At 64.6% G+C, this 13,049-nt stretch carries 11 protein-coding genes; 9 read left to right on the top strand and 2 right to left on the bottom strand.

The features are described 5' to 3' along the window. Nucleotide 1: 1 nt before the first annotated feature. A complete protein-coding gene (locus LPA35_RS14310; RefSeq protein ID WP_055396875.1) occupies nt 2-943 on the bottom strand; it encodes a triacylglycerol lipase in 942 nt (313 codons plus the stop codon). A gap of 164 nt (nt 944-1,107) precedes the next feature. Between LPA35_RS14310 and LPA35_RS14305 the strand changes: the two genes are divergently transcribed. From LPA35_RS14305 to fabB, 6 genes are all read left to right on the top strand, one after another. Next, complete coding sequence (locus LPA35_RS14305; protein ID WP_055396873.1) at nt 1,108-1,590, top strand: Lrp/AsnC family transcriptional regulator; 483 nt, start codon at nt 1,108-1,110, stop codon at nt 1,588-1,590. Nucleotides 1,591-1,811: 221 nt separating this feature from the next. Further along, nucleotides 1,812-2,549 (top strand): GNAT family N-acetyltransferase, encoded by a 738-nt coding sequence (locus tag LPA35_RS14300; protein WP_055396871.1) that lies wholly within the window; start codon nt 1,812-1,814, stop codon nt 2,547-2,549. A 114-nt stretch (nt 2,550-2,663) separates the two neighbouring features. After that, on the top strand, nt 2,664-3,548 hold the full coding sequence (locus LPA35_RS14295; RefSeq protein ID WP_055396869.1) for an HlyC/CorC family transporter: 885 nt from the start codon (nt 2,664-2,666) through the stop codon (nt 3,546-3,548). Then, nucleotides 3,548-5,170, top strand: coding sequence for an apolipoprotein N-acyltransferase (gene lnt / locus LPA35_RS14290; protein ID WP_228897430.1), 1,623 nt, complete (start codon nt 3,548-3,550; stop codon nt 5,168-5,170). Before LPA35_RS14295 ends, lnt begins: the two co-directional genes overlap by 1 nt. A gap of 159 nt (nt 5,171-5,329) precedes the next feature. Next, on the top strand, nt 5,330-5,851 hold the full coding sequence (gene fabA / locus LPA35_RS14285; protein ID WP_008907199.1) for a 3-hydroxyacyl-[acyl-carrier-protein] dehydratase FabA: 522 nt from the start codon (nt 5,330-5,332) through the stop codon (nt 5,849-5,851). Continuing rightward, nucleotides 5,848-7,071 (top strand): beta-ketoacyl-ACP synthase I, encoded by a 1,224-nt coding sequence (gene fabB / locus LPA35_RS14280; protein WP_055396863.1) that lies wholly within the window; start codon nt 5,848-5,850, stop codon nt 7,069-7,071. Before fabA ends, fabB begins: the two co-directional genes overlap by 4 nt. A 226-nt stretch (nt 7,072-7,297) precedes the next feature. Here fabB and LPA35_RS14275 read toward each other — a convergent pair whose 3' ends face one another. Further along, nucleotides 7,298-8,215: a LysR family transcriptional regulator gene (locus LPA35_RS14275; protein WP_055396861.1), complete on the bottom strand. Its 918-nt coding sequence runs from the start codon at nt 8,213-8,215 to the stop codon at nt 7,298-7,300. A gap of 214 nt (nt 8,216-8,429) precedes the next feature. Here LPA35_RS14275 and LPA35_RS14270 point away from each other — a divergent pair, with 214 nt between their 5' ends. From LPA35_RS14270 to glyS, 3 genes are all read left to right on the top strand, one after another. After that, nucleotides 8,430-9,506, top strand: a complete 1,077-nt coding sequence (locus tag LPA35_RS14270) for an asparaginase (RefSeq protein ID WP_228897429.1) — start codon at nt 8,430-8,432, stop codon at nt 9,504-9,506. A gap of 460 nt (nt 9,507-9,966) precedes the next feature. Then, nucleotides 9,967-10,872, top strand: coding sequence for a glycine--tRNA ligase subunit alpha (gene glyQ / locus LPA35_RS14265; protein ID WP_010462637.1), 906 nt, complete (start codon nt 9,967-9,969; stop codon nt 10,870-10,872). Between the two features lie 21 nt (nt 10,873-10,893). After that, nucleotides 10,894-13,035, top strand: a complete 2,142-nt coding sequence (gene glyS, locus LPA35_RS14260; protein WP_228897428.1) for a glycine--tRNA ligase subunit beta — start codon at nt 10,894-10,896, stop codon at nt 13,033-13,035. Nucleotides 13,036-13,049: the final 14 nt, after the last annotated feature.

Genomic DNA, 13,049 nt, shown 5'->3' with positions numbered 1-13,049 from the left:
CTTACAGGCCCTGTGCCTTGAGGCGGTTGGCGTGCTGGCGGTACAGCGTCACCGGGTCGGTGGAGAACCAGTCGCGCAGGCCCAGCAGTTGGTTCACTTCGTCGAGGTGGTTCTGCCGGTAGTCGCCCAGGTGTTTGCCCAGGCGCGAGGAGCAGGCCGACACCAGGCCGTCGTTGGCTTCGCCGAAGACCAGGCCCAACACGCCCAGCAGGGCGTCGCTCGCATCCAGCACGTTGGTCAGGGTCTTGGTGCCCGTCCAGGAGTAGTAGCGCACGCCGTTGACGAGTTCTGCGCCGCTGCCGCAGCCAGAGGTGGGGACGCCTTGCGGAAAGCGTCGGTTGAAGGCGGCGGAACCGGCGGTGGTGAGCGAGTCCAGCGCGGCGGTGGGCATCTGTGGCAGGCCCGAGCCGCCCGAAGTCAGGTTGATCAGCGCGACCAGCGCCGACGCCGCCCCGTTGGCGATGGTTTCGGAGACCGAACCCGCGGGTGCCACGCCACGCATGATGTCCGCCACCCGCGATCCCCGGTTGACCCCACCGACCGAGGTCACCGAGGCAACCTTGCCCGGCGCCACCCCGGCCACGTAGCGCGCCGTAGGCCCGCCGTGTGAATGCCCCACCAGGTTCACCTTGGCCGCGCCGGTGATGGCCAGGATGGTGTTCACCTGTGCGAGCAGCTGCTCACCCCGGACCTCGGTGCTGTTGGCGGCCGACACCTGGGCCACGTAGACCTTGGCGCCGCCCTGGCGCAGGGCGTCAGGGATGCCGTAGAAGTAGTCGACACCCAGGGCCGAATCAAACCCGAAAAGCCCGTGCACAAGCACGATGGGGTAGCGGGTCTGGGTGGTGCCCGTCTGGGCTTGCGCGCTGGCGCCGACGAGCAGCAATGCGGCGGTCGCGGCCAGAACAAATCGCCGCAAAAAGCGGCTGAGGAATCCGGTCATGCAGTTGTCTCCATAGGTATGTTTTTTGTATTTGCAAAAAAAGAACGACCGTTCGTTTTTGCGAGGTTTATTCTTCTTTTCTTCGTGTGGAGTCACTATCGGGACATACCCGAGCCTGCAATTCAGAAGGCGCGAAAAGTCAAAACTTCATAAAATCTTGCGCCATGCAAGCTTTAAACGCACTCGACAAGCTGGACAGGGCCATCCTGCGCCGTCTGCAAGAAAATGGCCGTGAGACGTACGACGTCATCGGTGAGCAGGTGGGCCTGTCGCCCAGTGCGGTGTTGCGCCGCGTCAAGCGCCTGGAGGAAAGCCGCGTCATCGACCGGTACGTTGCATTGGTGCCCCCCGAGGCCGTGGGCCTGGGGCTGACGGCCTACCTCAACGTCCGGCTCGAAAAACACACCGAAAGCCACAAGCGCAACCCCATGGACCTGTTCCGCGCCAGCGTGCAGACCTGGCCCGAAGTGGTGGAGTGCGCGTCGCTCACGGGCGAGATGGACTACCTGCTGCGCGTGGTGGTGGCTGACATGGCGCACTACAGCCGGTTCATCATGGACACGCTGCTCAAACACCCCAGCGTGCAGGACTGCAAGACCAGTTTTGTGCTGGACCGCGTGAAGGCGACCACAGCCGTGCCGGTGTAAATAGGCTTTTGAACGGGTGCTGAAGGTGCCGCGAGCGTGACACCCCATGTTGCCCCGCGCCCCATGCCGCTATACCCTTGCGGGAAGCCGTTGGCGGAGGCGCCCAGCTTGCCAAGTGGGGCAGGAGTGCTGTGTGGAACAGGTTTGAGCTACCTCACTAATTTGTTGCAACGCAGCATTTTTGCTGGAAATAATGAGGGAAAACCCTTATATTTGCAGCCATGATCGCAACCAAAGACTGGCTCAAGGCATCCTGGTATGCAGGCAGGGATATGCTGCGCCCGGTGATGGGCGAATCGCCTGCCCATGAAACTCGCGTCAAGCAGGAGGTCCCCGTGATGGTTCCCATTCGTGCCCTGGGTCCCTCCTACCGGGAGCGGATCACCCAACATTTGCTCCAGCTGGAGCCCGCAGACCGCTACCTGCGTTTTGGCTACGCCGCCAACGACGAGCAGATCCGGCGCTATGCCGAGCAACTCGACTTCAACCGCGACGAGATATTCGGCATCTACAACCGCCGCCTCGAACTGATCGCCATGGCGCATCTGGCCTTCTCGGAGCACCCAGAGTACAAACATTGCGCCGAATTTGGCGTGTCGGTGCTCAAGCAGGCGCGTGGCCGGGGCTTCGGCGCACGTCTGTTCGAGCGGGCCGTGATGCATGCGCGCAATGAAGGTGTGAACATGGTTTTTATCCATGCGCTCTCCGAAAACACCGCCATGCTGAAAATTGCCCGCAAGGCCGGTGCCACCGTGCGCCGCGATGGTTCGGAGTCCGAGGCTTACCTCCAGATCGAACCGGCCAGCCTGGACACGCGCATGACCGAGATGGTCGAGCAGCAGTTCGCCGAGGTGGATTACCAGATCAAGAAGCAGGCCAAGCAGTTCTGGGACTTTTTGGCCAGCGTGCAGGAAGTGCGCAGTGGCGTGCAGCACGCGCGCCACCAATCTGCTGAATAGTCGGTCCATCCATCCCAAGGTCGCGCTGCGCGGCCTGCGGGGTTTGCGTAGCGGGCCGTCACAACTATCCGCTATCCTAGGGGCCTGATTCACTACCGCACGTCGTGCACTCCAGTGTCTGACCCGCATCCCGCGCACCCCGGGCGACCACCCGAGAGGGAAGACAAGCGCACCTTCCTGCAGAAAGTGGCCGAGTTCATCCATCCGGGGCCAGACTCCACGGAAGAACTCATTGAGACCTTGGCCGAAGCCGAAGACAACCAGGTCATTGGGGCCGATTCGCGCGTGATGCTGGAGCGCGTCATCCGCATGGCCGACATGACGGCGGGCGACGTGATGGTGGCCGCCCCCCGCATGGACCTCGTCAACATCGACGCACCGTTTGACGAGATGCTGCACCTTGTCATCAACACCGCGCACTCGCGGTTTCCGGTGTACCAGGGCGAGCGCGAGAACATCATCGGCATCCTCATGGCCAAGGACCTGCTCAAGTTGCAGCGGGCGCCGGAGCTGAATATCCGAGCGCTGCTGCGCCCGGCCGCCTTTGTGCCTGAAAGCAAGGGCCTGAATGACCTGCTGCGCGAGTTTCGCGGCAACCGCAACCACCTGGCCATCGTGATCGACGAGTTTGGCCGCATGGCCGGGCTCATCACCATTGAAGACGTGCTCGAACAGATCGTGGGCGAGATCGAGGACGAGTTCGACATCCCCGAAGACGACGGCGACATCTTTGGCCTGGCCGACCGCACCTACCGGGTGAGTGGCGACACCTCGGTGGAGCGGGTGTGCGAGGCGTTTGATGTGCTGGTTCAGGGCAGCGACCCCCATGAAACCTTCGAAACCATCGGCGGCCTGATTGCCCATGAAATGGGCCATGTGCCCAAGCGCGGCGAGCACCTGCAGCTGAGCGGCCTGCACTTCGTCGTGCTGCACACCAAGGGCGGCGCCGTGCGCTGGTTCAAGGTGTCGCGGGTCGAAGAAGCCAGCGCCAGCGACTGATGGCCCGCGCTACTTCCACGCCGGGGCTGCCGCTGGCCCTGCAGGCGCTGCTGGCCGTGGCTGCCGGCGTTGCGCAGGCGGCCTCGCTGGCCTGGCCCTGGAGCGGAGAGCCTCTGTGGTGGCTGCAGATCGCCTCCATGGCGGTGCTGGCCTGGCTGGTGCGACCACATGCCACGGTGTCTGTCTCCTGGCAGCGCGGCGCGGCCATCGGTGGCCTGTTTGCCACGGCCTGGCTGGCCGGGACCTTCTGGTGGCTTTTCATCTCCATGCACACCTACGGCGGGCTGGCAGCGCCGCTGGCCGTGGCGGCGGTGCTGGGGCTGGCGGCGTTCCTCGCCAGCTACTACGCGGCGATCTTGGGGATTTTTTGCCGCCTGGCGCTTACCAGTAAAGCGCTAACAGCTATCATTTTTGGAGCATTCTGGCTGGTGGCCGAACTGGCGCGTGGCACCTTGTGGACGGGGTTCCCCTGGGGCGCTGGCGGTTATGCCCATGTGGATGGGCCGCTGGCGGCGCTGGCGCGCTACGGGGGCGTCTATGGGCTGGGGGCGGTTGCTGCGATGCTGGCGATGGGGGCGGTGCAAGTGCGGCGCGCCGACTTCCGTGGCTGGCGCCTGTGGGCGCTGCTGCTGGCCTTGGGGGCAGCGCTGGCCCTGGCCACGGTAGACCGCTTTTGTGCCATCCATCTCTGCTCCACACCCCTGCAGCGCCCGGCGCCTTCCCTGAGTCTGGAGCTTCTGCAGGGCAATATCCCGCAGGACGAGAAATTTCAGTCGGGCAGCGGCGTGCCGCTGGCACTGAAGTGGTATGCCGAAGCGCTGCGCGACGCCAAGGCCGATCTCGTGGTGGCGCCGGAAACGGCCATCCCGCTGCTGCCCCAGCAGCTCATACCGGGCTATCTGGAAGGCATCCAGCAGCGCTACGCGCAGGGTCCGCAGGCCGCGCTGCTGGGCATTCCGCTGGGCGACGAGGCGCAGGGCTACACCAATTCGGTGCTTGGCATGAGCCCCGCCACCGGGGCCACGCCCTACCGCTACGACAAACACCACCTGGTGCCGTTTGGCGAATTCATCCCGCCCTTCTTTAAATGGTTCACGGCCATGATGAACATTCCGTTGGGCGACTTCAACCGGGGTGTGGTGGGGCAGCCCTCCTTTGCCTGGGCGGGCCAGCGCATTGCGCCCAACATCTGTTACGAAGACCTTTTTGGCGAAGAGCTGGGGGCTCGTTTCATCGACCCGGCTCAGGCGCCCACGGTGTTCGTCAACTTCAGCAATATCGGCTGGTTTGGCGACACCGTGGCCATTGACCAGCACCTGCAGATCAGCCGCATGCGTGCCCTGGAGTTCGAGCGCCCCATGGTGCGCGCCACCAACACCGGCGCCACCGCCATCATCGACCACCGGGGTGTGGTGACGCACCAGCTGGCGCGCACTACACGCGGCGTGCTCAAGGGCGAGGTGCAAGGCCGGGGGCTGGATGCGCAAAGTGGCTGGGCCATCACGCCCTACGCTTGGTGGGTGTCGCGCTGGGGCCTGTGGCCGCTCTGGATGTTCGGGGCGCTGGTGCTGGCGCTTGGCGTGTGGGCCAGAAACAAGGACATGGGGGCGCGCCGCCATTGATCCAGGTCAGGCGCCGACAGGGCGGGGCGGGTGGCTTGGCAGGCCATTGTTTAGAGGCAGCTCCCTATGCCTTGATAATAGAGCCCCGCAAGACGGGGCTGTATTGCATACAACGATGATTTGAGGCGGGCCAACCGCTGTTCTGGAGCACGACTGAAAATGGCAGATTCCTTTTCCTACGAACAACTGATCGCCTCGGGCGAGGGCCGGCTGTTCGGCGCCGACAGCGGGCGCCTGCCGCTGCCGCCCATGCTGATGTTTGACCGCATCACGCACATCGACAGCGATGGTGGCGCGCACGGGCTGGGAAAGATCCGCGCCGAGCTCGATGTCAAACCCGACCTGTGGTTCTTTGCCTGCCACTTTCAGGGCGACCCGGTCATGCCCGGCTGCCTGGGGCTCGATGCCATGTGGCAGCTCATCGGTTTTTACCTGACCTGGCTGCAGCTGCCCGGCCGGGGCCGTGCGCTGGGTGCGGGCGAGGTCAAGTTCACGGGCGAAGTGGGCCCGGACGTGAAGCTCGTCACCTACGAAATCGACATCAAGCGCGTCATCAAGCGCAAGCTGGTCATGGCCATTGGCGATGCCCGCCTGCTGGCTGATGGCAAGGAAATCTATGTAGCCAATGACCTGCGCGTGGGCTTGTTCAAGCGCGAGGAAGACGGCAAGGACGCAGCATGACCACCAAGAAGCGCGTAGTCATCACCGGCGCGGGCATCGTCTCGTGCATTGGCAACGACTTGGCCACCGTGGAAGCCTCCCTGCGTGAAGGCAAAAGCGGCATCAAGGCCGTCGAAAAATTCACCGAACTGGGCCTGCGCAGCCAGGTGGGTGGTGCGCCTGAGATCGACATCGAGGCGCGTATCGACCGCAAGCAGCTGCGCTTCATGGGTGATGCGGCCGCGTACGCGCAGATCGCGCTCGAAGACGCCATTGCCCAGGCGGGTCTCACGCCTGAGCAGGTGAGCCACCCGCGCACCGGCCTCATCATGGGCTCGGGCGGCGGATCGCCTGCCAACCAGATCGAGGCGGCCGACACGCTGCGCGAAAAGGGTATCCGCCGCGTCGGGCCCTACCAGGTCACGCGCTGCATGAGCTCCACCGTCTCTGCCTGCCTGGCCACCAACTTCAAGGTCAAGGGCATCAACTACTCCATCACCTCGGCTTGCTCCACCTCGGCCCACTGCATCGGTGTAGCCGCGCAGCAGATTGCCTGGGGCATGCAGGACGTGATGTTTGCGGGTGGTGGCGAGGAATTGAGCTGGGGCATGTCGCTGCTGTTTGATGGCATGGGTGCCATGTCCAGCAAGTACAACGCCACGCCCGAGAAGGCCTCGCGCGCGTACGACGCGAACCGCGACGGTTTTGTGATTGCGGGCGGTGGCGGTGCTGTGGTGCTGGAAAGCCTCGAACACGCCCAGGCGCGCGGCGCCACCATCCTGGCCGAAGTGGTGGGCTTTGGCGCCACCAGCGATGGCGAAGACATGGTGGCCCCCTCGGGCGATGGCGCTATTGCGTGCATGCAGCAGGCCATGGAAGGGCTCGACGCCCCCATCGACTACATCAACACCCATGGCACCTCCACGCCGGTGGGCGACATGCAGGAAGTGCGCGCCATGCGCGCCCTGTTTGGCGACAAGGTGCCGCCGTTTTCGTCCACCAAGTCGCTCACGGGCCACTCGCTGGGTGCCACGGGTGTGCAAGAGGCCATCTACTGCGTGATCATGCTCAACAAGGGCTTCATCGCCGGTTCTGCCAACGTGGAGACGCCCGACCCGGCACTGGGTGACATGCCCCTGGTTACGCAAACGCGCGATGCGCAGCTGACCACGGTGTTGTCCAACAGCTTCGGCTTTGGGGGCACCAACGCCAGCCTGGTGCTGCGCCGCTGGAACCACTGACCGCAGCCTGCCCACTGCAACGGCCTGCCTGTCTTTGGACATGCAGGCCGTTTTTCATGGGCTAGGAGGCTGCGCGGCGGAAGGCATCGAAGCGAAACGCGCGAAAACCGAGGATCGCGTGGAGCTACCGACAAGCCCAGGGTGGGTCCCTGGGCGCAGGAGGTAGTACCGCGCGAGACCGGTTTATCGCGCGTTGCAGCCGATGCTCCTTCTGCAGCGCAGCCTCCTAGCGCTTGGCAGGCTTGGGGTTGGGCTGCAGGGCCTCGTGCAGCAGGGTGGGCAGCATCGCCAGCATGCGCGTGGCCTGCAGTCCTGGTGGCAACGCCCTTGCGTGGTAGCTGTACAGCGACATGGGGGGCAGTTCGTGCAGCTCCTGCGCCACTATCTGCGCGGGGTCGAGCCCCTTGGCGGTGAGAAAGTCCACCACCGTCCAGCCCATGCCCCGGCGCACCAGCTCCAGCGCCAGGCGCGATGTCTGCACCTGGATGCCAGGCCCGGCGGGAGAGCCCAGCCGTTGCGCGAGTTCGTCAATCGCCTGGCGCATGGGGTCGTCGCCCACCAGGCGGATCACCGGCACCTGCGCCAGCCGCGCGCCGGGGCTGGCGGCACGGGGTGCACGTGCCCACACACTGGTCGCCACCGCCAGGTACAGCCTGCCGCTGACCAGCAGGTCGCTCGCAATTTGCGGGTGCGGGTGTTTGTAGAAACCCAGGCAAAAGTCCACGCTGCGCGTGAGCAGCGCCTGCGTCATCTGGTCCTGGTGGATGGTGCGCACCTCTACGCCCACCTGCGGATGCTGCTCGGCATGGTGTTGCAACAGGCGCGGCAGAAACTCGTGGGTGATCGACGGGATCGCCCCCAGGCGTACATCGCCCGAATCGCTGGTGGCCAGGTTGCGCGCAGTGCGCTTTAGTGCGTCGAGCTGCCGGTAGATGCCAGTGGATTCGGCCGCCAGCACCTGGGCCTCGGGGGTGGGGGTCAAGCCCGAAGGTGTGCGGTTGAACAGCCGGTAGCCCAGCTGCAGCTCGGTGTGCGCAATGGCCTTGCTGACCGCCGAGGGCGTGATGCACAGCAGGCGCGCCGCTGCGCTCATGTTGCCAGTCTGCAGCACGGCCTGAAAAACTTCCAGTTGCCGCAAGTTCATTCCAGCGATGCTCCGGTGTATGTGCCTGTGCGACCCGAATACTGGGATCGTGTGGAGGTGTTGGGGGTGTGAGTGAAATTCATAAGGGTGGGTCAATTATTCCGCATGACTGTGTTCTGCTTTCTCATAGGATGCGGCACCGCTTCACGGGCGGGTTTTGCAAAGAGCGGCGCAACGCGCGCCGCCAACCCCCAAAAAATCAGGAGACACCCTCATGCGCATTTCTTCCTCCCCCACTGCCAGCCGCTGGCTCGCAGGCTTGCTGTTGTCGGCCGCGTCCGCTGTGGCCATGGCCCAGGCTGCCAAGCCCAATGTGGTGGTGCTGGCCACCGGCGGCACCATTGCAGGTGCTGGCGCCTCGGCCGCCAACAGCGCCACCTACGCTGCTGCCAAGGTGCCGGTCGATAAACTGCTGGCAGGCCTGCCCGAGCTGGCCAATGTGGCCAAGGTGTCCGGTGAGCAGGTGTTCCAGATCGCGTCTGAAAGCTTCACCAACGAGCACCTGCTGCGCCTCGGCCAGCGCGTCTCTGCCCTGTCCAAGCAGGCCGATGTGGACGGTATCGTCATCACCCACGGCACCGACACGCTGGAAGAAACCGCGTACTTCCTGAACCTCACCGTGCGCACCAACAAGCCCATCGTGGTGGTGGGCTCCATGCGCCCCGGCACGGCCCTGTCGGCCGACGGCGCGCTGAACCTGTACGACGCCGTGACCGTGGCCGCCAGCAAGGACGCCGCTGGCAAGGGCGTGCTGGTCACGATGAACGACGAGATCCAGAGCGGTCGCGACGTGAGCAAGACCATCAACATCAAGACCGAGGCTTTCAAGAGCCAATGGGGCCCGCTGGGCATGGTGGTGGAAGGCAAGAACTACTGGTTCCGCGCGCCGGTCAAGCGCCACACCACCCAGTCCGAGTTCAACATCGACGACATCAAGGCGCTGCCCGCCGTGGACATCGTCTATGGCTACAGCAACATGAACACCACGGGTATTGAAGCCTACGGCAAGGCTGGCGTGAAGGCGCTGATCCACGCCGGTACGGGCAATGGCTCGGTGGCGGCACAGGCGGTGGATTCGCTCAAGGCACTGCGTGCTGCGGGCGTGCAGATCGTTCGCTCGGCCCGCGTGCCCGACGGTTTTGTGCTGCGCAATGCCGAGCAGCCCGACGACAAGTACGACTGGGTGGTGGCCCACGACCTGCGCCCCCAAAAGGCCCGCATCCTGGCCATGGTGGCCCTCACCAAGACCAATGACAGCAAGGAACTGCAGCGCATTTTCTGGGAGTATTGAGAAGACCCCCTGAGGCGCTGTGCGCGCCTTCCCCCTGAAGGGGGACGCCCCCAGCGCGGCGGGGCGGCCCTTGCGCGGGGGCACTCGCCCAGGCAGCGCCTTGTGGTGGCGCTCCGGCCAGTGCGATGGATAGTTGATTTGACTTGGCGCACAACACGTGCGCCGACGGGCTACCCGCAAAGGTGGTCACTGGTACGCAACGGGCTATAGCCTGCGTGACTGGTTGGGAAGGCTGGTGCTCCAAAAGGGCTCCGGCCTTTTTTCATGGGCGCGGGTCGATGTTGCTGGCGCTGCCGCAGCATGTGCGGCTGCGCGCCGTAAAATCACCGGTTTGCGCGCGCGAGGCCCGTCCTTGCTACCTTTGGGTGGCAGGCGCCGGGGCTGGCATCCGCACCGCCTTTTCTTCTTTTTCCCCTTACTTGCTCGGCCCTGGCTTGCCAGTGCCTCAGCCAAAGACGCCATGTTGACATTCCAGCAAATCATTTTGAAGCTGCAGTCCTACTGGGACGCGCAGGGTTGCGCCCTTTTGCAACCCTATGACATGGAAGTGGGCGCCGGCACATCGCACACCGCCACCTTCCTGCGCGCCATCGGCCCCGAGCCCTGGAAGGCCGCCTACGTGCAGCCCAGCCGCCGCCCCAAGGACGGCCGCTACGGCGAGAACCCCAACCGCCTGCAGCACTACTACCAGTACCAGGTGGTGCTCAAGCCCGCACCGGCCAACATCCTGGAGCTGTACCTGGGCAGCCTCGAAGCCTTGGGCTTTGATCTTAAAAAGAACGACATCCGCTTTGTGGAAGACGACTGGGAAAACCCCACGCTCGGTGCCTGGGGCCTGGGCTGGGAGGTGTGGCTCAATGGCATGGAGGTGACGCAGTTCACGTACTTCCAGCAGGTGGGCGGCATCGATTGCAAGCCCGCCACCGGCGAGATCACCTACGGCCTAGAGCGCCTGGCCATGTACCTGCAGGGCGTGGACAACGTCTACAACCTCAAGTGGACCGACACCCTGAGCTACGGTGACGTGTACAAGCAAAACGAGGTGGAGCAGTCCACCTACAACTTCGAGCACAGCGACGCGGACTTTTTGTTCACCGCCTTCAACGCGCACGAAAAGCAGGCCAAGTACCTGATGGAGCAGCAGCTGGCGTTGCCCGCGTATGAGCAGGTGCTCAAGGCCGCACACAGCTTCAACCTGCTGGATGCGCGCGGTGCCATCAGCGTTACGGAACGCGCCGCCTACATCGGCCGCATCCGCAACCTGGCCCGTGCCGTGGCGCAGAGCTACTACGAAAGCCGCGAACGCCTGGGCTTCCCCATGGCGCCGCGCGAGTGGGTGGAACAGATGACGAAGAAGGCTGCGTGAGCGCGCGGAAAGAACAAGAACATGACGACTCAAAACCTCCTCGTTGAACTGTTTGTCGAAGAATTGCCCCCCAAGGCACTGCAAAAGCTGGGCGATGCCTTCGCTACCGTGCTGGGCGACCAGCTCAAGGCCCAGGGCCTGGCGACGGCTGCCTCAGTGGTCACGCCCTTTGCCTCGCCTCGCCGCCTGGCTGCGCATGTGACCGCCGTGGCCGACAAGGCCGCCGACAAGGCTGTGCAGCAAAAGCTGATGCCCGTGACCGTGGGCTTGGACAAAGACGGCAACGCCACGCCTGCGCTGCTGAAAAAGCTGCAGGCGCTGGGCGCCGATGTGTCCAACCCCGCAGCCGCTGTGGCTGCCTTGAAGCGCGCGCAGGACGGCAAGGCCGAAGCCCTGTTCTACGACAGCGTGGTGGCCGGTGCCACGTTGGCGGCGGGCCTGCAAAAGGCGCTGGATGAAGCCATCGCCAAGCTCCCCATCCCCAAGGTGATGAGCTACCAGCTTGAAACCGACTGCGAGCTGCCCGGCTGGACCAGCGTGAACTTTGTGCGCCCCGCACACGGCCTGGTGGCGCTGCATGGCAGCACCGTGGTGCCGGTCAAGGCGCTGGGCCTCACGGCTGGCAACAGCACCACCGGCCACCGTTTCGAAGCCGCCGTTTCGCCCGTGGTGCTGGCCGATGCCGACAGCTACGCCGCCACGCTGAAGAAGGATGGCGCCGTGATCGCCAGCTTTGCCGAGCGCAAGGCCGAGATCGCGCGCCAGCTGGCCGCTGCTGCTGCGAAGGTGGGCAATGGCGCCCGCCCCATTGAAGACGAGGCGCTGCTCGACGAAGTGACCGCGCTGGTGGAGCGCCCCAACGTGGTCATCTGCCAGTTTGAAGAGCAGTTCCTGGGCGTGCCGCAGGAATGCCTCATCCTCACGATGAAGGCCAACCAGAAGTACTTCCCGCTGCTGGACGCTGCAGGCAAGCTGACCAACAAGTTCCTGGTGGTCAGCAACATCAGCCCCGAAGACACGAGCTTTGTGACCGGCGGCAACGAGCGCGTGGTGCGCCCCCGTTTGGCCGATGCCAAGTTTTTCTTTGATCAGGACCGCAAGAAGACCCTGGCCTCGCGCGTCGAAGGTCTGGGTAAGGTCGTGTACCACAACAAGCTAGGCACGCAGGGTGAACGCGTGGAGCGCGTGCGGGCCATTGCCAAGGCCATTGCCACGCGACTGGGCGACGCTGCTCTGGTGGCCGATGCCGACCTGTCCGCGCAACTGGCCAAGACCGACCTTGTGACCGACATGGTGGGCGAGTTCCCCGAGCTGCAGGGCATCATGGGCGGCTACTACGCCCTGAACGACGGCCTGGGCGAGACCGTGGCGCACGCGATCGAAGACCACTACAAGCCGCGTTTTGCGGGTGATGCGCTGCCGCGCAACACCGCAGGCGTCGTGGTGGCCCTGGCCGACAAGCTGGAAACCCTGGTGGGCATGTTTGGCATTGGCAACCTGCCCACGGGGGACCGTGACCCGTTTGCGCTGCGCCGCCACGCGCTGGGCGTGATCCGCATGCTGGTCGAGAAGGATCTGCCGCTGGAGATGAATGCGCTTCTGGCTGGTGCAGTGCCCGCCTTTGGCGACAAGATCACCGATGCTTCAGCGGCCCTGGCCGACTTCATCTACGACCGCCTCGCCGGCAGCCTGCGTGAGCAAGGCTACAGCGCCCAGGAAGTCGACGCGGTGCTGGCCCTGCGTCCGCAGCGTCTGGCACTGGTCGAAAAGCAACTGGCCGCAGTGCGTGCCTTCGCCGCCTTGCCCGAAAGCCCCGCCCTCGCTGCCGCCAACAAGCGCGTGGGCAACATCCTTAAAAAGGCCGAGGTCGAAGGCCCGGTGGACGCGCACGTGAACCCCGAGCTGCTGCAGGAAAAAGCCGAGCAGGACCTGTACGCTGCCCTGCAGCGCTTCGTGCCCGAAGCCAACGCCCAGTTCGATGCTGGCGACTACACCGCATCGCTGCAGACCCTGGCCGTGCTGCGCGCGCCTGTGGATGCGTTCTTTGACGATGTGATGGTCAACGCCGAACAGCTGGACGTGCGCATGAACCGCCTGGGCCTGCTCAAGATGCTGCACAACGCGATGAATCGCGTGGCCGACCTCTCGCGTCTGGCGGCCTGACCCCGAGGCTGATA

It is taken from the genome of Acidovorax sp. Leaf73 (assembly GCF_916855635.1).
Lineage (GTDB): Bacteria > Pseudomonadota > Gammaproteobacteria > Burkholderiales > Burkholderiaceae_C > Acidovorax > Acidovorax facilis.
Note: the sequence above shows the minus strand (reverse complement) of the source record. Positions and strands in the feature narration are given on the sequence as shown.

Bases quoted from the DNA above. Each gene is read 5' to 3' on its own strand.
- LPA35_RS14310 (WP_055396875.1), bottom strand. From the start codon at position 943: ATGACCGGATTCCTCAGCCGCTTTTTGCGGCGATTTGTTCTGGCCGCG.
- LPA35_RS14305 (WP_055396873.1), top strand. From the start codon at position 1,108: ATGCAAGCTTTAAACGCACTCGACAAGCTGGACAGGGCCATCCTGCGC.
- LPA35_RS14300 (WP_055396871.1), top strand. From the start codon at position 1,812: ATGATCGCAACCAAAGACTGGCTCAAGGCATCCTGGTATGCAGGCAGG.
- lnt (WP_228897430.1), top strand. From the start codon at position 3,548: ATGGCCCGCGCTACTTCCACGCCGGGGCTGCCGCTGGCCCTGCAGGCG.
- fabA (WP_008907199.1), top strand. From the start codon at position 5,330: ATGGCAGATTCCTTTTCCTACGAACAACTGATCGCCTCGGGCGAGGGC.
- fabB (WP_055396863.1), top strand. From the start codon at position 5,848: ATGACCACCAAGAAGCGCGTAGTCATCACCGGCGCGGGCATCGTCTCG.
- LPA35_RS14275 (WP_055396861.1), bottom strand. From the start codon at position 8,215: ATGAACTTGCGGCAACTGGAAGTTTTTCAGGCCGTGCTGCAGACTGGC.
- LPA35_RS14270 (WP_228897429.1), top strand. From the start codon at position 8,430: ATGCGCATTTCTTCCTCCCCCACTGCCAGCCGCTGGCTCGCAGGCTTG.
- glyQ (WP_010462637.1), top strand. From the start codon at position 9,967: ATGTTGACATTCCAGCAAATCATTTTGAAGCTGCAGTCCTACTGGGAC.
- glyS (WP_228897428.1), top strand. From the start codon at position 10,894: ATGACGACTCAAAACCTCCTCGTTGAACTGTTTGTCGAAGAATTGCCC.